This is a genomic window from Pedobacter sp. AC402, from assembly GCF_979252805.1.
In genome coordinates this window covers 425,329-447,464 of record NZ_CEEDAI010000011.1, presented here as the reverse complement: position 1 = coordinate 447,464, position 22,136 = coordinate 425,329, and the positions used below count along the sequence as shown (strand labels likewise).

Genomic DNA, 22,136 nt, shown 5'->3' with positions numbered 1-22,136 from the left:
TACTACCTTCTCCTTCGGTACTTTTTAATTCTTATGTAACCACCAAGTAACTTAGCCAGTTCTCTACTGATGGAAAGGCCCAAACCAGTACCACCAAATTTGCGGCGGGTAGAACCATCGGCCTGCTGAAAGGCTTCAAATACCATTCCCTGTTTTTCAGGGGCAATACCCACACCAGTATCGGTAACTTTAAATATCAATGCACCCAGCTTGTCGTTTTTGCTAATGTTTAGCGTTACTGAACCAACTGTGGTAAATTTAATTGCGTTTGATAGCAGATTTTTAATAATCTGCTCTAAACGCATTTTATCGGTATGGAAAAATTCAGGAACATCTGCCGCTTTATCAATTACAAAGTCGAGTTTGCGCTCTTTTGCCAAAGGATTAAATAATGAACGCATGTTGAAGATCACATCATCAACTTTAATGTTCATTCTATCGAGCTCCATTTTACCGGCCTCAATTTTAGAAAGATCCAGAATTTCATCAATCAAGCTTAGTAAGCCCTGGCCCGAACTTTGAATTACCTCAGCATATTCCTGATGCTCACGGTCCATTGCCTCATTTTCGGCCATTAACCTCGACAGTAGTAAAATTGAGTTTAAAGGTGTTCGTAACTCGTGAGACATATTGGCTAAAAACTCTGATTTATACCTTGTACTCAGTTCTAAAGCCTCGGCTTTTTGCTGGATTTCGATATTTCTTTCTTCAATCAGTTCATTTTTCTCTTCTAACAAACTGCTTCTTTCTTCAAGCTCCTGGTTGCTTTGCAACAGTTCTTCCTGTTGCACACGAAGTTCTTCTTCACTTGCCTGTAGTTTTTGCGCCTGGGCTTCGAGTTCTGCATTTAAGCCCTCAAGTTCATTGTGCTGTACCTGCAACTCTTCTGATTGTGCCTGCGTTTCTTCTAACAATTGCTGAAGTTTCTGCCTGTTTTGTGCGCCTAATAATGCGGTGCCTATATCAGATAAAACTAGGTTTAAAAAATGCAGTTGCAAATCGCTGTATTTACCTATTGTACCCAATTCTAAACCACCTATAGAAATTTCATTCCTGATAATTGGCAATACAATAAGTTGCGCAGGTTTAATATTTCCTGTTGCATGGGTTACCGTTAATTCATTTTGCGGTACCTCATCAAGTAAAATAGGTTTACCACTTTTTACGGCCTGGCCAATTAATCCTTGCCCAAGCTCAAGGGTTTTTACGAGGTTTTGCCCTTCTAGTGCATACTGGCCTTTTAAATGCAGGTAACCGTCATCTTTAAATAAGTATAATGCACCGATCTGGCTTTTGGTATAACTGGCTAAAAACTCTATAATATCTTCGGCTAAATGGAAAACATCTTTTTCGCCTACCATATTTACATTTAAATTGGCCACTCCCGTTTGTATCCATTCATTTTCTTCGAGCGTATCAAAAGATTTTTTCAACGAAAATGACATGTTATTTAGCGATTCGGAAAGTTCGCCGATATCATCCTGCGACTGGCTATCGAGTTTTACGCCGTAGTTGCCGTTAGAAATCTGATAAGCAATTTCTTTAATGGCCGCTATGCGTTTTTCCATCTCATATTTCTTATCCTCAATTTCTTTTTGAAGCTTAACGCGCTCATCAAAATCGACTGATACTTTTCTATAAAAAAACAGTGTAATCAATATGGCCAAAATGGCTGCAATTAAGATTAGAACCGGGGTATAGGCGGTAAGTTTATTAAGTTCGATTGTACGGTTTTCGAGCAATCTCCTTTCTTCCTTTACCATTCTGTTTACCACTGAACGTGCCTGATCCATGTAGATTTTGCCCTCTAACAATACCGTAGGATCTACCTGTCCGCCCAATGATTTAATTTCTATAGTGGAGGTAATAATATTGAGTCTGCGGGCAAGTATATTTCTTAATTCGGCAACATTTTTTTGCTGGGCTACATTATCTTTCGTTTGTGCTTCTATCCTTTTTAAAACGGCCATTGCGGTGTCTGTAGAACCGTAGTATGGCTGTAAAAATATCTTATTCCCTGTTAAAAGGTAGCCCCGCTGCCCGGTTTCGGCATCTTTTAAGGTAGAAATTACACCTTGGGTATTTAAAATAACTTCATCGCTGTGTTTTACCAGTTCGGTACTTTTAATCAGGTTACTGATACTGATGTAAGATGCCAATGAACTGATAAATAGAATAATTAGCGACAGGCCCAGGCCCAAACGTAAATTATTTTTAAGAGTTGTTTTCATTATATGTATTAAGGATAATTAGATCTGGTTTTTAAGGATTTCTTCTTCGGTGATGGGAATGATGAAATAAAATTCAGAACCTTCATCCGGAACGCTATTTACACCAATAGTGCCACCATGGCGGTTGATGATTTCTGAACAGATGTACAAGCCAATGCCCAACCCGTTAAAACGGTTGCTGTTTTCTTCTACGCGATAAAACTTATCAAATATTTTATGCTGCTGTTCTTTAGAAATACCGATACCGAAATCTTTAACGGCCAGATACAGTTTTTCATCTTTGATGTTGATGGTAACATTAACCTGGTTGGTGCCAGGGGCATATTTTATCGCATTGGTAATAAAATTGATTACAACCTGTTCCAGGCGCATTTCATCACCAAAAATCATCTCATCTGTTTTGCCCAGCTTAGTGATTTTGAAGTCAGGGTTGGAATGTTGCAGCATCTCTATGGCGTTGTTTACCATGTTATCGGCACAGAAGCTTTTCATGTTAAACTTCATCTTCCCGCTTTCAATTTTAGAGATATCGAGCAGATCGACAATTAACTCATTTAGTTTTTCGAGCTGGATGCTTGCTTTTTCAAGATGATTCTCCGCCATGGTTTTATCATCTCTTTTCAAGCTTCTCTGCAACAATTGAATGTAACCTTTTACACTGGTTAACGGCGTTTTTAGCTCATGACTGGCAATACTGATAAACTCGTCTTTTTTATGTTCGGCCTGCTTCCTGAATTCGATTTCTTCGATCAGTTTCTCCTGTACTTCGTTAAGTTTTCTGTTCTGTTCGTAAATTCGGTAAAACGTTTTTATTTTTAGCAACAGTACATTGATATCAACAGGTTTGGTAATGTAATCCAACCCTCCGCTCAGATAGCCTTTGGTAATAAATTTAAGTTCGGTATTAACTGCGGAAAGAAATATTATGGCGGTATCTTTTGCTTTACTGAAACCCGAAATGGCTTCTGCCACTTCAAAGCCATCCATATCTGGCATTTGTACATCAAGAATAATCAGCACGTAGTTATTCTTTAAAACTTTTTTTAGTGCTTCTTCGCCGGATGATGCGGTATCAACCTCAAAATTGTGTGCTTGGAGTACTTTCTGTAACGAGATCAGGTTTTCGGGCCTGTCATCAACTATAAGGATCATCTTTATTAAAACAAATAAGAAGCCGGGATAATTATGTTTGGTTTGGAGATAAAAATCTCATTAACTGTAAACAAACAATGGTGTTTCAAAAAAGTTTTAATTTTTTATAAATTATTTGAATTAAAGGTATCACCCTGTTTTATATCTCCGGTTTCGAAACCTTTTTTAAACCAATACATGCGTTGTGCCGAAGTGCCATGCGTAAAAGAATCAGGCTGTACATCGCCTGTGGCCTGCTTTTGAAGTTTATCATCGCCAATGGCATTGGCAGCAGTTAAAGCTTCTTCGATATCGCCTTCATCTAATTTAAAATCTTTTAGATTTTGTGCGTTATGTGCCCAAAGACCGGCAAAAAAATCAGCCTGCAATTCTAATTTAACGGATAAACGGTTGTACTCTTTTTCGCTTACCTGACCTCGTGCCTGATCTAATTTTTCTGAAATGCCCAATAAATTCTGAACATGATGCCCAACCTCGTGAGCAATTACATACGCCTGGGCAAAATCGCCGGCTGCTCCGAAACGGTTTTTTAAATCATCGTAAAATGACAGATCGATATATACTTTACGATCACCCGGGCAATAAAAGGGCCCTACATTGGCATTTGCATTTCCACATGCGGTTTGCACAGCCTCCCTGAACAACCTTAATTTCGGGTACTCGTACTGTTTGCCCATTGCCTGAAATTCTTTATCCCAAACTTGCTCTGTTGATTCTAAAACCCCGGAAACAAACTGTGCCTGAGCATCATTAGCCGGTACACCCTGTTTTACTTCTTCTGTTCCGGTTGTGGCGGGAATCTGGCTTACCACCCCGGTTAAATCTTTACCGAAAATTAATCCCAGTACTACAATAACAATACCGATGCCGCCGCCGAGGATGGTTTTTCCGCCACCGCCACTTCTTCCATCTTCTACATTATTACTGCCTTTACCAAACCATTGCATAGTTTATATTTTTTAGTTTTAATGAATAACCTTAATCACGGCACAATTGTTATACTAAAGTAGAAATTATTTTGATTGAATTACCCTTTTTAGGTTGTATCCAATCGCAATTCTGGCTACAATTACAACATAAATCTGTTTTGCGACCTTTTTTATTCCGTCTTAGAATTTGGACGCAGAGTTGTGACACATTTCTATGTGACAAAAAATGTGTCACTGTCACACAATTTACTGGTTTAAATATAATCGCTCTCAAAATGAGAAAGAAGTATAATTGTACCTCAGATCAGGTTTATTTGGATGAATGATAATAAAAGGGGTGTCAGTAAAAATTAAAGGCACCCATTTATATATACAATAAATATCTTAGCCATTAAAAACAGCTATTGCTTTAGCTATCCTGGCTTTGGTTTCTGCAACGCCCAGCAGCAAGGCAATATCAAAAACACCTGGGCCAAATTTGCCACCTACCAACATTATGCGGAAAGGCAACATCAATTCGCCTGGTTTAAATCCTTTTTCATCAGCCAAAGCCTTAAAAGCTGCTTCTGCAGTAACGGCATCTGTAAGACTTAAATTATCGGCAAAAGCATTAAAAAACTCAGCTTTTTCGGGTGTCCACTTTGGTTTAACAGCATTTATATCATATTCGGCAGGCGCAGCAAAAAAGTAACTGCTTTGCGCCACAAAATCGGGCAATAGTGTGCAACGGTCTTTAATTAGATCGATTATGGTGTTTAAAAACGCATCATCATTAATTTCGAATCCTGCTTTTTCGAGCTCAGCTTTAACGCCCGGTGCCAAACGCTCTGCGCGTTCCGCTTTGATCCACTCGTGGTTATACCATTTTGCTTTTTCGAAATCGAATTTGGCACCAGCTTTACTGATTCTTTCTATAGAGAATTTTTCTTCTAATTCTTTTAACGAGAACAATTCCTGATCGGTACCATCATTCCAACCCAAAAGCGCAAGCATATTTACAAAAGCTTCGGGCATAAAACCCATTTCTTTAAAGCCTTTGGTTATATCACCAGTTTTAGGATCGGTCCAATTCATGGCATAAACGGGGAAACCCAATCTGTCGCCATCACGTTTGCTTAATTTTCCGTGTCCGTCTGGTTTTAAAATCAAAGGCAAATGCGCCCAGGCCGGCATATCTGTTTCCCAACCTAAATATTTCCAAAGTAAAATATGAACAGGTGCTGATGGCAACCATTCTTCGCCTCTAAAAGCGTGTGTAATTTCCATTGCCCTATCATCAACCACAACGGCTAAATGGTAAGTTGGCATTCCATCGGCTTTTAACAACACTTTATCATCAACAAGTGAGGTTTCGAAGCTTACATCACCACGGATTAAATCATTAAAATGTACAATTTCATCTGCTGGTACTTTAATACGGATTACGTGCGGAGTTTTAGCGGCCAATAACTCTTCCACTTCACTTATAGTAAGGGTTAACGAGTTGCGCATTTGCATGCGTGTGGCCTGACCGTACTGAAAATTCGGAATCTCTTTACGTTTAGTATCTAAATCTTCGGGGGTATCAAACGCATAATAGGCATAACCATCGCTAATTAACTGCTCGGCAAATTTCCTATAACTCGGTTTGCGTTCACTTTGACGGTAAGGGCCATAAACGCCGGGGTTGGCAGGGCTTTCATCCGGAGTAATTCCACACCAATTTAAACAGTTTACGATATACGCTTCGGCACCTTCTACAAAACGGTTTTGATCGGTATCTTCTACACGAAGCACAAAAGTTCCGTTATTTTTTTTGGCAAACAAATAATTGAACAAAGCGGTGCGTACACCACCTAAATGTAAGCCTCCGGTTGGGCTTGGGGCAAATCTTACTCTAACTTTTTTATCCATGATTAAGCAATGAGCAGGGAGTTAAGGGCAAAGGGTACGGTGCAATCCATGCTCTAAGCGCTAAGCACTATGCTCGGCACAAAGATATGTTTTTCATCCATTTTATATCGTTTTCATCTGTGATGAAGCAACTGTAATTTCTAAAAGATTGCCTTAAGGTTTTGGAAAAAGCATAATGGTTTTACGATTTTTCCGTTTTGTTATTGTAATTTGGCTAGCTAAAGCATGAATCCTTACCAAAAGAAACGCCGTTGGAAGTTTTTCCTTCTCATTTTTGCCATCTTAATTGGCATTGCTTCAGTATTTTACACCGATTCTTTTGTAAAAAAAATGGAACGTGAGGAAGCAGATCAATTTCACCTTTGGGTTAAAATACAGGAAAGGGCCATGTTTTTATATGATAATGACGATTACCGTGTTATTGTAGAAACGGTACGTGCAAATACCAAAACTCCTGTAATCATGATTGATTCGGCAGGAATGATCAGCTCCTTTTTTGGGTTGGACAGTACTAAAACCAATTATGCCACTGCCGATACCCAGCTTAGTTACGATAGCTTATACTTTGTAAGGCAGCTAAGGCAAATGAAAACTCAGCATCCGCCGGATGAAATGAATATTTTCGGTAAAAAATTTAAGGCTTACTATCGCGATTCGTTTATTTTAACACAGTTGAGGTATTTCCCTTACATACAAATGGGAGTTATCTTTCTCTTTCTGCTAACGGCTTACGCTGCATTCAGTTCTGCCCGAAAAGATGAGCAAGACCATGTTTGGGTAGGTTTGGCCAAAGAAACGGCCCACCAGCTGGGTACTCCCATATCATCCCTCATGGCCTGGACGGAGTTAATGAAATCCAAATTTGATGCGGAAGACGACCCTCTGATTGCAGAAATGGAAAACGATATTAAAAGGCTCGAAATTATTACGGACCGGTTTTCTAAGATCGGCTCAAAACCAATACTTGAAGACCATACGGTTTATATTGTAATCAGCGATTTTATCCGTTATTTTAAGGTTCGTACATCAGATAAAGTTAAATTTAGCATTACGGGCGATGAGCAGGTAAGAGCGATGCTAAATGTACCTTTATTTGATTGGGTAATTGAAAACCTTTTAAAAAATGCAGCCAATGCAATCGAAAATGAGGGTTCAATCTCCATTAATATTATTGAAAACCTCGCAAAAGAGCAGGTATTTATTGATGTAAGCGATACGGGAAAAGGGATTCCACGTTCTAAATTTGATGCCGTTTTTCAACCAGGTTATACCACACGTAAAAGAGGCTGGGGCTTAGGTTTGTCGCTTACCAAACGTATTGTTGAGAATTACCACAGTGGCGAAATTTTTGTAAAGGAATCTGAGCTGGGTAAGGGCACAACCTTTAGAATAATATTAAAAAGCAGCTTAAGATATGAACCGACCACAGCCTAATGAATATCCAATTTGGGGCGAAACTTACATCAGTAAAGTTGATGGAGATATTTTTGAGATTTTAAACAATCAGGCACAAAGTTTACCGGCTTTATTTAGGGCCAATACCGATAAAGCAAACTATGCCTATGCGGAAGGCAAATGGACATTGAAAGAAATGTTAGGCCATATTATCGATACAGAGCGTGTTTTTGCCTACCGCATTACCTGTTTTGCTCGAAATGAAAAGCAAGCTTTACCAGGTTTTGAAGAAGACGATTATGTAGCAAATGCACGCTTTGCGGAGCGTGATCTGGAAGATTTAATTGAAGAATTTACTGCGCTGCGCAAAGCCAATCTTCATCTTTTTAGATCGTTAAATGAAGAAGAATTAAACCGTAAAGGAATCGCTTCAGGCAGGGAGATTAATGTAAAATCAATTCTATTCATTGTTGCTGGTCATATTTTACACCATGTTTCTATATTAAAAGAACGTTATGAAGTGGTTTAAAAATTTTACCGTAGATGATTTAAACAACCGCCCTAAAAATCATTTAGGTGCGTTGCTCGATATTCGTTTTACAGAAATTGGCGAAGATTTTATTGTTGGTACAATGCCCGTTGATGAACGTACACACCAACCAGCCGGAATTCTTCATGGCGGTGCTTCGGTGGTTTTGGCCGAAACGTTGGGCAGTATCGCCTCTTATATGTGTATCGATCCTGAAAAGTATGTTGCCGTTGGTTTAGAAGTTAACGCAAACCACCTGCGTCCGGTAAAATCAGGCTTGGTTAAAGGCATTTGCAAACCCTTACATGTTGGTGCGAAAACACAGGTTTGGGAAATTAAAATTTATGATGAACGTGGCAAAATGAATTGCATTAGCCGCTTAACGGTTGCAATTATTAATAAGCCGCAGTAAAAAAGAGAAGTCAAGTTTAATTGCTTCCGCACGATAAAAACTTGACTTCTCTGCTGATTAAAACTTGCTGCTGTTATCCAGCCATTTCTTTTCTACGAGATAAGAAACGATAAGGCCCAGGCCACCGAAGATACCGATGCAACCGAAGTAAATCGCTACCGATTGGCCTTGTTCGGCGTTTGTCATGTTGCTGCCAAATATGCCCCTAACAGTAAATAGCGCCACCAGCAAACCTATTCCTAAACCAACCAATAACAAACCGAATTTTAAGCTTAAAAAAGGTTTTGGCGTTGCTTTGTGCACACCAGGATCGATTCCCCGTTCGATCATTGCCATTTTTTCTTTATTTGATAAATAGCGTATTCCAAATACCATTGCGAATGCGCCTAAAAAAAGTGAGATTGGTACTAATATAGCTTCCATGATTATAATTTTTTAATTTGTAAATATTCTATTTGTCTGTTAAACCGTGTTCTGTGTATTATGACTACATGCTTTTTAATCAGGTTACACCCTTGCTCAAAAAAAAACAATAGCTTTATGCAACAATTAAATAATTCCCTTGCACAATCAGTTAAAAAATATACCACTTTTTAAATCTTTAAGCGATGAGGCTTTAGATCGGTTAGCTGCGATTAGTTTAGAAGTACAGCATCAAAAAGGAAAAGTCCTGATTTATGCAGATAAAACAGAACCCTATTTTTATATTCTTTTAAGCGGCATAGCCAGGGCATATTCTGATGGCGAAAACCAGGAGATTACTTTTTGGTTTGGGCAAAGTGGCGATGTTCTTTTTTCTTTTAACAGCTACATTAACAATAAGCCAGGTTACGAAAACATTGAGCTTTTAGACGATTGTTGCTTACTACAGATGAAACTGAGCGATCTTTTTTCGCTTTATAGCCAACATTTAGAAGTTGCCAATTGGGGTAGAAAAATTGCTGAACAGGAATTAATTGCTACAGAAAGAAGATTAATTGACAGGGCTTTTAAAGGAGCAGCAGAGCGTTACCAGGATTTTGTAACGCAATCGCCTGAATTGATAAAACGTGTGGCCTTAAAACACATTGCTTCTTATCTTGGCGTAACGCAGGTTACTTTAAGCCGCATCAGGGCAGCTAATAAATAAGTTTATTTTTTTAACATTTGTAAAATGCTGCCCCATAAATGTGCTGTAAATTTGTACAAACACATTTATTATGAACTGGATTATATTAATTATTGCCGGCCTTTTTGAGGTTGGTTTTACTACTTGCCTTAAATTGTCGAACAATTTTTCGAATATAAAATGGAGCGCAGCATTTTTCGTTTGCATCGCCTTAAGCTTTTTATTATTAAATAAAGCTACACAAACCTTACCTATGGGAACAGCTTACGCCGTTTGGACAGGCATAGGTGCTGTTGGAACGGTAATTATTGGAATTGTATATTTTAACGAGCCGGCAACTTTTTGGCGGATATTTTTTATCTGTACACTAATTGGCTCTATTGCAGGGTTAAAGTTTTTTGCATCGCATTAGCAAGTATCAACCATAGATAAAGGATGTATATGCATATAAAGATTGGTGTTTATCTATGTCCATCTGTGGTTAAAAACGCTAATAATTCACTCGGGCTGGTTGGCTAAAGCAACATTCATGTTAAAAATTTGCACGGTGTACTAACGTTGTTAATAAACCTGATGGCAGCGGCAGCTCCCGGTTTTTCATCGGGACTATAGCGAACAGCGGGACTGTAAACCACCAAGAATTACTGCCCTTTCGTTTTCCAAAAACACATAGGATTTTACTCCCCATTAACTACAAATACGCTGTTAAATCAGCCTGATCATAAAAATGATGTTTCACGTGTAACCTACCTATCTTTATTGTAGTCTTACCGCTAAACATGGAGCAAAAACTTACAGATTTGGCACTTATACAAAATGTATTGAACGGTGAAACCGCTCAGTATGCTTTGTTGGTAAAACGCCATCAACGGTTTGTATTTACGCTTGCTTTGAGGTTTTCGAAAAATAGAGAAGATGCAGAAGAAATTGCTCAAGATTGTTTTGTAAAAGCATATAAAGCGTTGGGTACATTTAAACAAACGGCCAAATTTAGCACCTGGCTTTATACAATCACCTACACAACTGCAATGACTTTTTTGAGGAAAAACCGTTTAGATACCGCTTCAATTCATGATGAAAGCACCAGTATACAACTTGAAAATCACACCTCTGGCTTTAATGCCAATGGTTATGAAAAGCAAGATAGTCATGCTTTTTTAAATTTGGCCATTACCCAATTAATGCCGGATGATGCTGCCATTATTACGATGTTTTATAAAGGCGAGCAAAGTTTGGAAGAAATTGGTGAAGCTTTGCATATGGAAGCGAATACCATAAAAGTAAAATTGCATAGGGCAAGGCAAAGGCTTAAAGAAAAATTACAATATTTGTTAAAAGATGAAGTAAAGGAGTTACTATGAATACAATAGAACAACAGCTTTGGGATTATATTGATGGAAATTTAGATGAATCTGCTAAAAAAGCCATCGAAGAAAAAATTGAATCTGATGCTGAGATAAAATCTCAATATGAGGATTTAGTTAAACTTAATTTATCTTTCGAAAGCATGGATCTTGATGAACCTTCCCTATCGTTCACCAGGAATGTGATGGAAAGTGTTGCCTTGGTTCCTGCACCTGTGGCCATGAAAACACAGGTTGATAAAAAGATTATTTATAGCATTGGTGGCTTTTTTGTGATCTCATTGCTAGCCCTATTTGGCTATGTGCTTTACATTTCGAACTTAAGCATGCCTAAATTCGGTTTTAATGTTAATTTGAATTTTAATGTAGATCAGTACATCACGCCTACTGTATTGTATAGCTTTTTATTTTTCGACCTGGTGATTGGATTGATATTTCTTGATCAGTTTTTAAGGAAAAAGATGCATAAATAATACGCTATTATTTAAATGCCCCACAGATTAAGATGATTTACGCAGATTATTGTCATCTGCGTTTTCCGCGCATCTGCGGGAAATTTAACCCAATTTTTTCAAAATTTCCAATCCTTCCGGCCAGTTTCCAAATCCTGTTTTTGCACTAATATGGCCTGCTTCGCCAATATTAATAAATTCGCTTCCCCAATTTTCTGCAAAAAATTTAGCCCTTTCCAATGTTACCCACTCATCGTTTGAGCTGGTTACCACTATGGTTTTAAAATTTATTTTATCATCGGGCATGTAATCAAAACCTACGGTATTAAATGTGTAACGTGGTGCTTCCAAATCGCTCGGTGCAACCAATAATGCTCCTTTAATAATCCTCTGATATTTTTTTGCCCAGTTGGCAATTGCTACGCAACCCAAACTATGGCCAATTAAAACCACCTCTTCAAGGTTATAACTGCTGAGGGCATTGTCTATATTTTCAATCCAATCATTGCTTGCCGGTTCATCCCACTCCTTTTGATTGATGCGGATAAAGTTTTCACCTGATTTTTCAAAATAGCTCTGCCAATGATCCGGGTCGGAATTGCCCAAGCCAGGAATAATGAAGTAATAAGTCATACTGAGGTTTAACGGGTACTGAAATCAATTCGGAAAAAAGAAAATAAAAAAAGGCCGCCATCGCAAGAAAGCAGCCTTCTCTGTAAATATGATAAATAAATTAAATTACTTTCACATTAACGGCGTTTAAGCCTTTTTTACCGTTAGCAACTTCGTACTGTACTTTGTCGTTTTCACGGATTTCGTCGATAAGACCTGTTGAATGAACAAAAATTTCGCTGTCGCCATTCGCAGGAACGATAAAGCCAAAACCTTTAGTTACATTGAAGAATTTTACTGTGCCTTCTTGCATTGTATTAAATATTAAAATTAAGTCTGCAAGGTAAGTTTTAATTTTTAAAATCAAAATAAATTTTAACATTTTTTTAACGTTAAAATTTTGTAAACATCAGATTATTAAGGCGTTTTAATTGCCTTCCCAATTATTGTTAAAGTAATTTCACTATTATGGGGGATTCCGAGTGTGGTTCCGGGAGCTACGTTAAAAAGGTTTCTAACATAAATATCGGCTATTCCCTGAGCCACCTTTTTCTTCGCTTCGGCATTCTCCGGAAGTACATTATAAATGGTTTTTACATGTATCCCTCCCTGAAAATCCACAACGGCTGCAACCTGATAAGCAAAATCTTTATAAGCGCGGTTAATCCTGATGATGTATTGCGGAAACATGTAATCGTAAGCCTCTGTTCTGTTATTTGCCCGATCTACAGTACTGATTTTTTCTACCCGTGCAATTTTGCTTTTGGGTATAAACTGAACAGGGTCTGTTGCAGCAAAAGCACTGTCGCTATTCAGGTTAACCTTTGCTGCGCGTTTCTCAATAAAAGCAGTATCCGCTTTCGTTGGCTTTTGAAGATCGGCAGCCTTGACCTTTAATTTATTTTTAATGTAATTCTGTGCGTAAAAGGTCATATTCACGTCCGATCGAACATCAGAAGCGATCACTTTTCCATCAACCTGTACCCGTTGAAAAACCAAACTATCTTTACTGATGTGTTTTACTTTAAAAAATTCTGCGGCAAAATTGTATACATTTCCATGGTCGTATTGCATGTAAAATTTCTGCATCTTTTGCTTCTGCGGACTCCAGGCCATCATCGTATCTTCTTTTGCAACTTCGATAATCCACGATGGTTTTTGCATAAATCCGGCTTCGTTAAAAGAAAGTCCATCTTTAAACCTGCGTTTAACCTCCTGATAACGAATACCTTTAACGGGCTCGAAAGTGAAATCCCTTAAAGTTGGATCACTGGTTTTAGAGCCAAACTTGCAGGCAGAAAGCATCAGCACAAAAAAGAAAAAGTATATCGTATTTTTAATCATTTCTACAAAAATCTTTGGCTAAAATAAGTTTTTTTAATCAGAGCTAAACATTCTTATGGTCGATAGCGGCTATCGCCTGGCTGGCTTCTTTACTAAAATTACATTTGCTACTTTCCGCTGCCCTTCATGGTCCCATTTTTTATTATCTGTTGGATAATTTACCACGCCATTATCTGGCATTCCATTTACCCAGAGCGTGGTAGAGCCGCCGCCATCGAAATTTATCGCGCTTGTACAACCCAACCAGCGCATCAGTTTGGTAAGCTCAAACAAACTCATGCCTGCTGAATTTTCGTTTCTTCCATCAACCGTCAATAAAATTACCCTTCCATTAGGTTTTATGCCCAGGCAGGTACGTGGATGGCGCAAGCGGTTAAAGCCTGCCGTATCCAATGTTTCATCAACACTGTTTAATGTTAATAACGGTCCGTTCAATAAAACATTTTCTGCCGTTAATTTAGTTTCCCAATCAGCAGAACCATCCCATTTTTGGATTAAAATTTTTCCGTTTTCGATTACAATGGCCGCTTCCTGGTGCCTTGCGCGGCTATTATTTTTATCTAAACGGTTGGTATTGATGGTTTTTCCGTTTACGCGCACAAAATCTACTGATCCTCCATTTTTTACATCAAAAAAATTGCCATTTACCGCAGCTATAGCTGTATCCCTTAAACCAAAATTACTGGTGGTAATCAATTCTTTTTCTTCTGCACCGATGGCAAATACAGCTTTACGTCCGGTATTTTTTATTTCCAAGAACGAAATATTTTCATTTGCAGTGAAAAGATTTTTTTGATCAAAATGATGCCTGTATAAAACCACCTGCTTGGCAATTTTATTTTTCTGCCACTTGGCTTTTACGACGGTTAAAGAATCGTTGCTCTGACTAAAAGCAGATAAACCGATTGTTATTAAGGTGAGTGAAAATATTAGCTTTTTAAACATAATTCTGGTTTTGCAATAAAATTAAAAAACGATTTAGCGTTTCCCTTAAAGCATCAAGAATTATACAAAAGGTACCAATAAAGAGAAAACCTCGCAGGTTTATAACCTGCGAGGTTTAAGCAACGCAAAAAATGTTTGAATGAAGATTTTTAAATGATTGCTTTTCCTCCAATCATTCAACCATTTATTTTTTCGGATCTAAAATATCTTTAATTCTGATGCTCAAATCTTCGTAATGTGCTTTTGTAATGGCATCGCCTGCTGTTGCCCTGGCTTTTGTTGTAGCTAAGAGTGTTTTCAATTCAGCTCTAACCAATGGTCTGATATCTGATAAACCTACATTGATTGGCGTTAAACCATAACTCGCTGCATAATCTACCGGGAAACCAACAGGAAGATCAGCATCTTTTGTCATTAAATCTTGTAAACGGTCTACATAAGCGCGTTGTAAGTTACGTTTAAAGGCATCTGCTCTACCAGCCACAAAAACCGATGACCTTAAATCAGTAAATAATTCGGGTAATGTATAAGCTTTTGCTGCACCGTTTTTGGTTTCATTATCCAACAAGCGTGCAATACGTGATGCTGATAATAAATTGCCTAAGGTATTGGTTTGAACACCTTTAATACGGTTTAATAACACGCCGTTATCAAATTTGCTCAATTGATCGTTGCTAATTAACCACAATGGTGTGGTAAACAATTGTTGATTAAAGAAAGTAATCGCTTCTTTTTGCTTGGCTTTAGGCAAATAAGCATAAACAGGTCCTTTTTGCTCGTAAGTTTTAAAGTTTTCACTCAAACCACCAACATTTGTTGCCACATGACCCATATAACGGTTAAACTGGCCAACAATTTCAGTATAAATTTCTTTTAAATCGCTGTAATCTTTACCTTTTTGATATGTCCATTTTTCTACATTAGGAAGAATACGTTTTAAGTTTGCAATACCATAAGTACTTGCTTTCATGGCATTATCACCTAAATCTTCACTTTGTAAGCGTGGATCTAAAGAAGTTCCCTGGCGGCCATAGAAATATAAAGGGTTACCTGCATTTTTTAAAGTCCATTGGTCTAAAACTTCTTTTTCCTGCTCGGCAGTTTTATTTCCAGGAATCCATGAGTAGCCCCATTTTACAACCCATTTATCATATTCGCCAATTTGAGGATGAAGCTTGGTTACGCCATCGCCTGGTTGTGCGATATAGTTAAAACGGGCATAATCCATGATTGATGGTGCGGTACCATGTTTATCTGTAAAGGTTTTAGATCTTAAAGAATCAACCGGATAAGCATAGCTAGAACCAAAGTTGTGTGGCAAACCTAAGGTATGGCCAATTTCATGTGAAGAAACAAAACGGATCAATTCGCCCATTTGTGCATCTGTAAACTGCGCTTTACGTACTTCGGGGTTAATGGCTGCTGTTTGTACAAAATACCAATTACGCAATAAGTTCATTACGTTATGGTACCAACCGATGTGTGTTTCTAAAATCTGGCCGGTACGAGGGTCGCTGATGTGCGGTCCGTATGCATTAGCAATATCAGATGCAAAATAGCGCACAACCGAATATCTCGAATCTTCTACGCTGAACTGAGGATCTTGCTGCGCTGTTGGTGCTTCTTTACCTATTATGGCATTTTTGAAACCTGCGGCCTCAAACGCTACCTGCCAGTCGTTAATTCCCTGGATTAAAAACGGCACCCATTTTTTTGGTGTTGCCGGATCAATGTAAATCACAATCGGTTTTACAGGTTCTACCAGTTCGCCACGTTTATAGGCGTTGGTATCTTTCGGTACCAAATTCCAGCGGTGAATGTATGCGGTACGCTCTGCTTTTTGTGCATTGGTTCCATAATCTATTTGCGATTGACCAAAGAAACCTACTCTGTTATCCATTATTCTGGCTTTAACAGGTATTTTCGGCAACAATAACATTGAGGTATTAAACTCAAAAGTAACAGCGGCATTGCTGTTATCAGTTGGCGATTCGGCCGCACGATAAGTTTTCGCAGTTTTTACTTCAAGGTTTATCGGGAAAGTTTTAACGGTATCGATGTATGAACGCGTGGCATCGTACACGGTAACTTTATAGGCTTTACGCATCTGATCGGTTGCACCGATTGCCATTATATCACCATTATAAAAATCGGTAACATCAATCACTACACCTGTAGTATCTTTATTATAAGCTTTAATTTCAAAACTGGCTAAAATTTGCGCCAGATTGGAGTTTTGAACCGATTCGTACATATCGCTGTTCGGATCTGCTTTGGTTGAGTAACTTGGTACGCGGATATAAACCTGCTTGCCTCTACGCTCCCATTTCCAAACCTGTTCGTTCAGTTCTTCACCACCATATTGCTGGTTGCCCACTTTAACGCCTGCCGGTACTTTTGCCAAACGTGTAACCACAAGCATTTCACGGTTAATCATCGAATCTGGTATTTCAAAATACCATTTATCATCTACTTTGTGTGTTTTGAACAAACCGTTTGTTGTTCTGGCTTTTGCAGTAATTACCTCTGAAAATGGTTTAATTCCTTCTTTTTTAGGTGCTGCTGCTGTGGTGGCCGGAGTAGCTGGTGTGGCTCCTTTTGTGGTTTTAGACTTTTTCTGGGCATAGGCGGAGTTTGATCCGGCTACACCAAGTGCTACGATACCCGCTAACGCAAGTACCTTAAAGTTTTTCTTCATGTGTTTATAAAGTTAGTTTGCTTGGCAATAAGAGGTTAAAGTTAAAATCTTGTTACACCACAATTCTTTTGTAACAGGAAGATTACCTCTGTTAAATCCTCTTTTCGAGCCTTACTACTTTAAAAAAAACTTGTTTATCTCTATAAATTTCGAAAATTAAGCTCCGATCTGCTTTTGATTTAAATAATTCGGTAAGATCGTTTAACGAATATGCATCTATTCCCTTAAAGTTTACACCAATAATTTCATCATCGGGGCATAATCCGGCTTTTTCAGCAGGGCTATCTTCATCTATTTCTCCAATAATCAATCGTTTATAATCTTTTTGATCAAGGTAAATAACCATCCCTACCATATCGTGCTCAAAAGGAGTTTTACTCGCGCCATTGGGTTTAACGTAAATAAAACCATCCTGGTAATTGAACTGGATATTGAATTTCCGAAGCAGATCAGCCCCTAAATTTCCATTCCTTTTTGATAAATCAATTTTATTGGCAATCGTTTTAAAATCCGGAAAACCTGCAACTACATCTTTAAACACAAAACCGCCTACATTAAGTTTACTCAAACGGCCAACATAGCCTTTAATCTGTCCACTCAGGCTCATTCCGAGATTGGCTTTAATTTTTTTTTCGGGCAGAGGAAATTCTGTTCCGTTCAGCATTTCCATCGATAAGGCATGACTGGCACCTGTATCCATTAAAAACCTGGCTGTAACGGTTCCGCTATCTGGTATTTCTATACTTGCCAAAATATAGGGTTTCTGGTTTTCTATCTGGATGGGGATTTTTTTCCCTCGATATTTTATTTTCGCCTCATGATTGTAAATAATCAGCCTGTTTTCGCTGTACCGTACATCAACAATAAAACTGTTAAAAAAGCTGTAACCCAATAAACCATAAATTTTTAATCCCAAATGTCCTGATAAATTAAAGAGATCTTCTTTTAAAATTGCTGTTGGTATACGCTCTATAGCCGTATTGCCCACTTTAACATCCAAACTCTGCGATACATAGGCCTCTACGCTTTCTATGCCCAGGCCCGAAACCTTAATTTTACGGAGCATGCTAAAGTTTAACGAATCAATAATTGAAGGATCGGTTATAATCATTGGTCCAACACCGGTATCCAAAACAAAATCAAACGGGCCTTTGCCGTTTACATAAACCGGAATTACCATTAGGTTTTTAATGCACTTAAAAGCAATGGATTGTTTCTGCCGGTTTCTTTTGAATAAAAACTCCTGAAGAGAAACCCGAAAATGCAAGAAATAAAAAACCCAGGCAAATGGTTAGTTTACGTAAACAGATTATTACACCGGGGCTATATTTGGTTAACATTAAACTAAATTTAATAAATTAGTTGCTTATTATTCCCACTAAATTTAGAACATGTTCAAGTTTAAAAATCAAAATTTCATTTTTCTGTCGTTTACGCTATTTATTTGTGTGTTAACCGGTTGCTCAACCAATAAAATTATTTCGAATAAGGTGGCGAAAGAATTTAAAAACTCACAGGTAATTAAACAATATCAGGTTGGTTTTGCACTTTTTAATCCTACTGATAAAAAAATGATTTTTGAGAAAGATGCCGACAAGTATTTTACTCCTGCCTCTAATACAAAACTCTATACTTTTTTTGCAAGCATGAAAATGATTCCTGATTTAATGCCTGCACTAAAATATGTTGAGCGGAACGATTCTTTAATTTTTTGGGGAACAGGCGATCCGGCATTTTTACAGTTTGCTGTAAAAGATAAATCGGCCTATAATTTTCTTTTGGCTTCTAACAAAAAACTGTTTTTTGCGCCGGGCCGCTATGCAGGTAATTTTTTTGGCGATGGCTGGGCCTGGGATGATTATGATTATTACTACCAGCCGGAAATTACAGAAATGCCGATTATGGATAATATGGTTACTTCTACCTATGCCTCTCCAAACAAAATTAATATAGAGCCAAAGGTTTTTGCACCTTGTTTCGAAATAGATTCTACAAAAACTACAGGCAATTTTCAAGTAACCAGAGATTTTTTAACCAACCGGTTCCATTATCCTGCCGTTGCTGTAAAACCAGGTTATAACCAACAAAATCCGTATAAAACCAGTACACAGGTTACCGTAGAAATACTTGCAGATACTTTGCATAAACCTGTAGGCATTATAAAGTATAAAATGCCAGCTGATGCTAAAACTTTACCTGGCGCAAAACGCGATTCGGTTTTAAAACATATGATGTTACCCAGCGATAATTTTATTGCCGAACACTTATTATTGGTTTGCTCAAACCAGATTGGAGATACCTTAAGCACAGCAAAAGCAATTGAGCACATTACAAAAAATTACCTCTCCTTTTTACCGGATCAAGTAAAATGGGTAGATGGCTCTCGGTTTATCCCGTCAGGATTTGTTTACGCCCCGCGACAATGTTTATTTACTGGATTCTATTTATAAGATGGTAAATAATCCCGAAAAATTATTCGATATGCTTCCTGCGGGAGGAAAAAGCGGAACCTTAAAAAATGCCTACCCTAAAACCGACAAACCTTTTGTATATGGCAAAACAGGTTCGCTGGGCGGGGTACATAATCAAAGCGGGTATGTACTTACCAAAAAAGGCAAAACCTATATCTACTCTTTTATGAACAATAATTTTATAAAACCAACAGCAGAGGTACGGGCAGAAATGGTGAGGATAGTAACTTATATACATGATAATTTTTAATGCCAGATTTTAAATCCATTACCCAGCCTTTTTCTAACAGCATAAATATTGATGGTAAATCGTATTTATATTTTGGCGGAACTGCTTATCTGGGTATTCCTCAAAACAAGCCTTTTATCGATCTTTATATTGAAGGAATTAAGAAATATGGTTTAAATAACGGTACAAGTCGCACAAACAATATTCAACTGGGCATTTATAATGAAGCAGAAAATATAGCCGCGGTGAGGTATGGTACAGAAGCAGCATTAATTACTTCAAGCGGATATTTAGCAGCTCAGCTCACGGTTAAAGCACTATCCGAATCTTCAGAAGTGGTATATGCCCCAGGTAGTCATCCTGCGCTTTGGTTAAGCGAAAATCAGGTCAAAAATTTAGGTTTATTTAGTGATTGGGCGGTAGAAACGACTGAAAAAATAAATTTATCCGAAGAGAAAAATTGGGTTTTGATCAGCAATTCGATGAACAACCTCATCCCTGAAATTTATGATTTCAATTTTCTAAAAGAGATCCGAAAAGATAAAAATATTACCCTCATTGTAGATGATTCGCACGGGATTGGCGTAAATAACAATGGGATGGGTACGATCAAAAACCTCCCCAAACAAGAAAACATCCAAAATGTAGTGGTTGCCTCAATGGCAAAGGCATTGGGTGTTGATGCTGGTATTGTTTTAACTTCAAATTCAGTAATTAATAAACTTAAAAGTTCTAATACTTTTATTGGGGCCTCCCCATCCAGTGCGGCGGGGCTTTATGCATTTATCCATGCTGAAGAAATATACAACAAAGCATTAAACAAACTGAAAAACAACATGGCAATGTTCGAAACGGTTTCAAATCTTACTTGGAAATGTGAGCCGGGTTTCCCTGTGTATCTACTGGGTGATGTAAATTTTTCACAACATCTTTTGCAAAGGCAGATCCTGATTTCGTCTTTTCCCTATCCGAACCCTACAGACAAAATTTTAAACCGTATAGTGCTTTCCTCCTGGCATGAAAAAGAGGATATCGAAAGGTTGATAACAGCTATAAATTTTTAACCTTTCCTTATCCGATTAATTTTTCAATATTTATAACATGAAAAAACTGTTCCTATTCTTATCGTTAACGCTTCTACTTGCCAACATTGTTTCTGCACAAACCACTACCGTGTGGATTGTTAGACATGCTGAAAAAGATAAATCTAACCCACAAGATACCAACCCGAACCTTTCGGATGAAGGAAGAGTAAGAGCAGGAGATTTAGCCACTTATTTAAAAAAGGTAAAATTCGATGTTGCTTTTGCTACGCCAACAAAAAGAACGCATGAAACATTAGATTCATTGGTGATTCCGAAAGTAATTGATTATAAAGACATAAAATCGCTGGTAGATAGCATTAAAACAAATTACGTGGGCAAAACGGTGATGGTAGCAGGGCATTCCAATACCGTACTTGAAATTATTGAGGCCCTAGGTGGCAAAAAACCAAAAGAAGAATTAACCGATGATGATTACGACTATATTTTTGAATTATCAGTTAAGGAAGACAAAGCAAGGGTTAAAATGGAGCAATACGGCAGGCCACATCATTTGTAGTTTTGTGTTTTTGATAGGCGCTATTTCCAGCCCAAAGCACCAATAACTATTGAAAATAAATGGCTATAATTTTCCGAAAGGAATATCCATTAAATTGTAATTCCTCCAACCAGAAAAATCATAGTGCCACCACTCATTTTCCAGCACATTCATTTGGTATTTGGCCATAATCGCAATCAGGAAATCTCGGTTTTTCTTTGCCTCGGGTGATATATTTTGATAATTTGCAGCTGCAGCAGCCGAAAAACTATCATATGGTGTTGGCATCACCAATTCTTTCCCTGTTTTTAAATTAATTAATGTTAAATCTACTGCACAACCCCTATTGTGTTTAGAACCTTTTGCCGGGTTGGCTACAAAATTTTTGTCGCTTGCCTTTTTGTAAAACTCTACAGTAATGGCATACGGACGGTAACCATCGAATATTTTTAATCCGTAACCTTTTTTATTTAATTCTTTTTGGATTTTCTTTAACGATTCTACCACAGGCTTTCTGGCAAAGGCCCTTGCCTGTTTGTACATCACCTGTTGCATAAAGTTATTTTTGGTAGCGTAACGAATATCCAACTTAATATTTGGAATTGCTTTCTTAATTTCTATCAGTTCATTATCCGGATTTGTTTTTATTGATGCCAGGTATTGAGTATAAGAATTTACAACAACCAGTTTTTGCTCAGGTTTTGAGGTAGTTTGAGCAACCGCAAATAAAGAAAACGACAGAAAAAATATAAGGCAACTAACTTTCATAACAGAATTGGCTTGAGTTGGTC

General features: G+C 37.8%; 23 protein-coding genes. 11 read left to right on the top strand and 12 right to left on the bottom strand.

The genetic code is table 11. The annotated features are described in order from the left end of the window. Positions 1-2: 2 nt before the first annotated feature. From AC0IWE_RS20785 to gltX, 4 genes are all read right to left on the bottom strand, one after another. Complete coding sequence (locus tag AC0IWE_RS20785; protein ID WP_471794573.1) at positions 3-2,231, bottom strand: CHASE3 domain-containing protein; 2,229 nt, start codon at positions 2,229-2,231, stop codon at positions 3-5. An 18-nt stretch (positions 2,232-2,249) separates the two neighbouring features. Then, entirely contained in the window at positions 2,250-3,383 is a 1,134-nt protein-coding gene (locus AC0IWE_RS20780; protein ID WP_055904153.1) for a sensor histidine kinase, read from the bottom strand. Positions 3,384-3,487: 104 nt separating this feature from the next. After that, positions 3,488-4,330, bottom strand: coding sequence for a KPN_02809 family neutral zinc metallopeptidase (gene ypfJ / locus AC0IWE_RS20775; protein WP_055904150.1), 843 nt, complete (start codon positions 4,328-4,330; stop codon positions 3,488-3,490). 366 nt (positions 4,331-4,696) lie between these two features. Further along, on the bottom strand, positions 4,697-6,205 hold the full coding sequence (gene gltX / locus AC0IWE_RS20770; RefSeq protein ID WP_471794572.1) for a glutamate--tRNA ligase: 1,509 nt from the start codon (positions 6,203-6,205) through the stop codon (positions 4,697-4,699). Between the two features lie 225 nt (positions 6,206-6,430). Between gltX and AC0IWE_RS20765 the strand changes: the two genes are divergently transcribed. Genes AC0IWE_RS20765 through AC0IWE_RS20755 form a run of 3 tightly spaced genes read left to right on the top strand, consistent with a single transcriptional unit; the run spans position 6,431 to position 8,541 of the window. Then, on the top strand, positions 6,431-7,639 hold the full coding sequence (locus AC0IWE_RS20765; RefSeq protein ID WP_055904145.1) for a sensor histidine kinase: 1,209 nt from the start codon (positions 6,431-6,433) through the stop codon (positions 7,637-7,639). Next, complete coding sequence (locus AC0IWE_RS20760) at positions 7,620-8,129, top strand: DinB family protein (RefSeq protein WP_471794571.1); 510 nt, start codon at positions 7,620-7,622, stop codon at positions 8,127-8,129. Before AC0IWE_RS20765 ends, AC0IWE_RS20760 begins: the two co-directional genes overlap by 20 nt. After that, entirely contained in the window at positions 8,116-8,541 is a 426-nt protein-coding gene (locus AC0IWE_RS20755; protein ID WP_055904139.1) for a hotdog fold thioesterase, read from the top strand. Before AC0IWE_RS20760 ends, AC0IWE_RS20755 begins: the two co-directional genes overlap by 14 nt. 57 nt (positions 8,542-8,598) lie before the next feature. Here AC0IWE_RS20755 and AC0IWE_RS20750 read toward each other — a convergent pair whose 3' ends face one another. Beyond that, a complete protein-coding gene (locus AC0IWE_RS20750; RefSeq protein WP_471794570.1) occupies positions 8,599-8,964 on the bottom strand; it encodes a DUF6249 domain-containing protein in 366 nt (121 codons plus the stop codon). A 139-nt stretch (positions 8,965-9,103) separates the two neighbouring features. Between AC0IWE_RS20750 and AC0IWE_RS20745 the strand changes: the two genes are divergently transcribed. The 4 genes from AC0IWE_RS20745 (at position 9,104) to AC0IWE_RS20730 (ending at position 11,486) form a co-directional block, all read left to right on the top strand. Next, entirely contained in the window at positions 9,104-9,670 is a 567-nt protein-coding gene (locus AC0IWE_RS20745; protein WP_471794569.1) for a Crp/Fnr family transcriptional regulator, read from the top strand. Positions 9,671-9,740: 70 nt separating this feature from the next. Then, positions 9,741-10,061, top strand: a complete 321-nt coding sequence (locus AC0IWE_RS20740; protein ID WP_025141751.1) for a DMT family transporter — start codon at positions 9,741-9,743, stop codon at positions 10,059-10,061. 367 nt (positions 10,062-10,428) lie between these two features. Further along, positions 10,429-11,010 carry an RNA polymerase sigma factor gene (locus AC0IWE_RS20735; RefSeq protein WP_055904131.1) on the top strand — a complete coding sequence of 194 codons (582 nt, stop codon included), beginning with the start codon at positions 10,429-10,431 and terminating at the stop codon, positions 11,008-11,010. Continuing rightward, positions 11,007-11,486 (top strand): anti-sigma factor family protein, encoded by a 480-nt coding sequence (locus AC0IWE_RS20730; protein ID WP_471794568.1) that lies wholly within the window; start codon positions 11,007-11,009, stop codon positions 11,484-11,486. Before AC0IWE_RS20735 ends, AC0IWE_RS20730 begins: the two co-directional genes overlap by 4 nt. A gap of 84 nt (positions 11,487-11,570) precedes the next feature. Here the strand turns inward: AC0IWE_RS20730 and AC0IWE_RS20725 are convergent, their stop codons facing one another. The 6 genes from AC0IWE_RS20725 to AC0IWE_RS20700 form a co-directional block, all read right to left on the bottom strand. Continuing rightward, positions 11,571-12,098: an RBBP9/YdeN family alpha/beta hydrolase gene (locus AC0IWE_RS20725; protein WP_471794567.1), complete on the bottom strand. Its 528-nt coding sequence runs from the start codon at positions 12,096-12,098 to the stop codon at positions 11,571-11,573. Between the two features lie 100 nt (positions 12,099-12,198). Next, the gene (locus AC0IWE_RS20720) at positions 12,199-12,390 is read right to left on the bottom strand and encodes a cold-shock protein (protein ID WP_025141747.1); all 192 of its coding nucleotides are present in this window, start codon (positions 12,388-12,390) and stop codon (positions 12,199-12,201) included. Positions 12,391-12,494: 104 nt separating this feature from the next. Further along, positions 12,495-13,421 carry a hypothetical protein gene (locus tag AC0IWE_RS20715; RefSeq protein ID WP_471794566.1) on the bottom strand — a complete coding sequence of 309 codons (927 nt, stop codon included), beginning with the start codon at positions 13,419-13,421 and terminating at the stop codon, positions 12,495-12,497. Positions 13,422-13,490: 69 nt separating this feature from the next. Continuing rightward, positions 13,491-14,366: a phosphodiester glycosidase family protein gene (locus AC0IWE_RS20710; RefSeq protein ID WP_471794565.1), complete on the bottom strand. Its 876-nt coding sequence runs from the start codon at positions 14,364-14,366 to the stop codon at positions 13,491-13,493. A 184-nt stretch (positions 14,367-14,550) separates the two neighbouring features. After that, entirely contained in the window at positions 14,551-17,064 is a 2,514-nt protein-coding gene (locus tag AC0IWE_RS20705; RefSeq protein ID WP_463492165.1) for a zinc-dependent metalloprotease, read from the bottom strand. Positions 17,065-17,155: 91 nt separating this feature from the next. Next, the gene (locus AC0IWE_RS20700) at positions 17,156-18,244 is read right to left on the bottom strand and encodes an aspartyl protease family protein (RefSeq protein ID WP_471794564.1); all 1,089 of its coding nucleotides are present in this window, start codon (positions 18,242-18,244) and stop codon (positions 17,156-17,158) included. Positions 18,245-18,455: 211 nt separating this feature from the next. Between AC0IWE_RS20700 and AC0IWE_RS20695 the strand changes: the two genes are divergently transcribed. From AC0IWE_RS20695 to AC0IWE_RS20680, 4 genes are read left to right on the top strand one after another with little or no spacing between them, the layout of a single operon-like run. Continuing rightward, positions 18,456-19,514, top strand: coding sequence for a D-alanyl-D-alanine carboxypeptidase (locus AC0IWE_RS20695; protein WP_471794563.1), 1,059 nt, complete (start codon positions 18,456-18,458; stop codon positions 19,512-19,514). Then, positions 19,441-19,785 (top strand): D-alanyl-D-alanine carboxypeptidase, encoded by a 345-nt coding sequence (locus tag AC0IWE_RS20690; protein ID WP_471794562.1) that lies wholly within the window; start codon positions 19,441-19,443, stop codon positions 19,783-19,785. The genes AC0IWE_RS20695 and AC0IWE_RS20690 overlap by 74 nt, the downstream gene beginning before the upstream one ends. Then, the gene (locus tag AC0IWE_RS20685; RefSeq protein WP_055904107.1) at positions 19,785-20,828 is read left to right on the top strand and encodes an aminotransferase class I/II-fold pyridoxal phosphate-dependent enzyme; all 1,044 of its coding nucleotides are present in this window, start codon (positions 19,785-19,787) and stop codon (positions 20,826-20,828) included. The genes AC0IWE_RS20690 and AC0IWE_RS20685 overlap by 1 nt, the downstream gene beginning before the upstream one ends. 37 nt (positions 20,829-20,865) lie before the next feature. Next, on the top strand, positions 20,866-21,366 hold the full coding sequence (locus AC0IWE_RS20680; RefSeq protein WP_471794561.1) for a phosphoglycerate mutase family protein: 501 nt from the start codon (positions 20,866-20,868) through the stop codon (positions 21,364-21,366). A 63-nt stretch (positions 21,367-21,429) separates the two neighbouring features. Here AC0IWE_RS20680 and AC0IWE_RS20675 read toward each other — a convergent pair whose 3' ends face one another. Next, a complete protein-coding gene (locus tag AC0IWE_RS20675) occupies positions 21,430-22,113 on the bottom strand; it encodes a M15 family metallopeptidase (RefSeq protein WP_471794560.1) in 684 nt (227 codons plus the stop codon). Positions 22,114-22,136 lie beyond the last annotated feature (23 nt).

Excerpts from the sequence above, each read along its gene's own strand:
- AC0IWE_RS20785 (WP_471794573.1), bottom strand. The coding sequence starts at position 2,231 with ATGAAAACAACTCTTAAAAATAATTTACGTTTGGGCCTGGGCCTGTCG.
- AC0IWE_RS20780 (WP_055904153.1), bottom strand. The coding sequence starts at position 3,383 with ATGATCCTTATAGTTGATGACAGGCCCGAAAACCTGATCTCGTTACAG.
- ypfJ (WP_055904150.1), bottom strand. The coding sequence starts at position 4,330 with ATGCAATGGTTTGGTAAAGGCAGTAATAATGTAGAAGATGGAAGAAGT.
- gltX (WP_471794572.1), bottom strand. The coding sequence starts at position 6,205 with ATGGATAAAAAAGTTAGAGTAAGATTTGCCCCAAGCCCAACCGGAGGC.
- AC0IWE_RS20765 (WP_055904145.1), top strand. The coding sequence starts at position 6,431 with ATGAATCCTTACCAAAAGAAACGCCGTTGGAAGTTTTTCCTTCTCATT.
- AC0IWE_RS20760 (WP_471794571.1), top strand. The coding sequence starts at position 7,620 with ATGAACCGACCACAGCCTAATGAATATCCAATTTGGGGCGAAACTTAC.
- AC0IWE_RS20755 (WP_055904139.1), top strand. The coding sequence starts at position 8,116 with ATGAAGTGGTTTAAAAATTTTACCGTAGATGATTTAAACAACCGCCCT.
- AC0IWE_RS20750 (WP_471794570.1), bottom strand. The coding sequence starts at position 8,964 with ATGGAAGCTATATTAGTACCAATCTCACTTTTTTTAGGCGCATTCGCA.
- AC0IWE_RS20740 (WP_025141751.1), top strand. The coding sequence starts at position 9,741 with ATGAACTGGATTATATTAATTATTGCCGGCCTTTTTGAGGTTGGTTTT.
- AC0IWE_RS20735 (WP_055904131.1), top strand. The coding sequence starts at position 10,429 with ATGGAGCAAAAACTTACAGATTTGGCACTTATACAAAATGTATTGAAC.
- AC0IWE_RS20730 (WP_471794568.1), top strand. The coding sequence starts at position 11,007 with ATGAATACAATAGAACAACAGCTTTGGGATTATATTGATGGAAATTTA.
- AC0IWE_RS20725 (WP_471794567.1), bottom strand. The coding sequence starts at position 12,098 with ATGACTTATTACTTCATTATTCCTGGCTTGGGCAATTCCGACCCGGAT.
- AC0IWE_RS20720 (WP_025141747.1), bottom strand. The coding sequence starts at position 12,390 with ATGCAAGAAGGCACAGTAAAATTCTTCAATGTAACTAAAGGTTTTGGC.
- AC0IWE_RS20715 (WP_471794566.1), bottom strand. The coding sequence starts at position 13,421 with ATGATTAAAAATACGATATACTTTTTCTTTTTTGTGCTGATGCTTTCT.
- AC0IWE_RS20710 (WP_471794565.1), bottom strand. The coding sequence starts at position 14,366 with ATGTTTAAAAAGCTAATATTTTCACTCACCTTAATAACAATCGGTTTA.
- AC0IWE_RS20705 (WP_463492165.1), bottom strand. The coding sequence starts at position 17,064 with ATGAAGAAAAACTTTAAGGTACTTGCGTTAGCGGGTATCGTAGCACTT.
- AC0IWE_RS20700 (WP_471794564.1), bottom strand. The coding sequence starts at position 18,244 with ATGGTAATTCCGGTTTATGTAAACGGCAAAGGCCCGTTTGATTTTGTT.
- AC0IWE_RS20695 (WP_471794563.1), top strand. The coding sequence starts at position 18,456 with ATGTTCAAGTTTAAAAATCAAAATTTCATTTTTCTGTCGTTTACGCTA.
- AC0IWE_RS20690 (WP_471794562.1), top strand. The coding sequence starts at position 19,441 with ATGGCTCTCGGTTTATCCCGTCAGGATTTGTTTACGCCCCGCGACAAT.
- AC0IWE_RS20685 (WP_055904107.1), top strand. The coding sequence starts at position 19,785 with ATGCCAGATTTTAAATCCATTACCCAGCCTTTTTCTAACAGCATAAAT.
- AC0IWE_RS20680 (WP_471794561.1), top strand. The coding sequence starts at position 20,866 with ATGAAAAAACTGTTCCTATTCTTATCGTTAACGCTTCTACTTGCCAAC.
- AC0IWE_RS20675 (WP_471794560.1), bottom strand. The coding sequence starts at position 22,113 with ATGAAAGTTAGTTGCCTTATATTTTTTCTGTCGTTTTCTTTATTTGCG.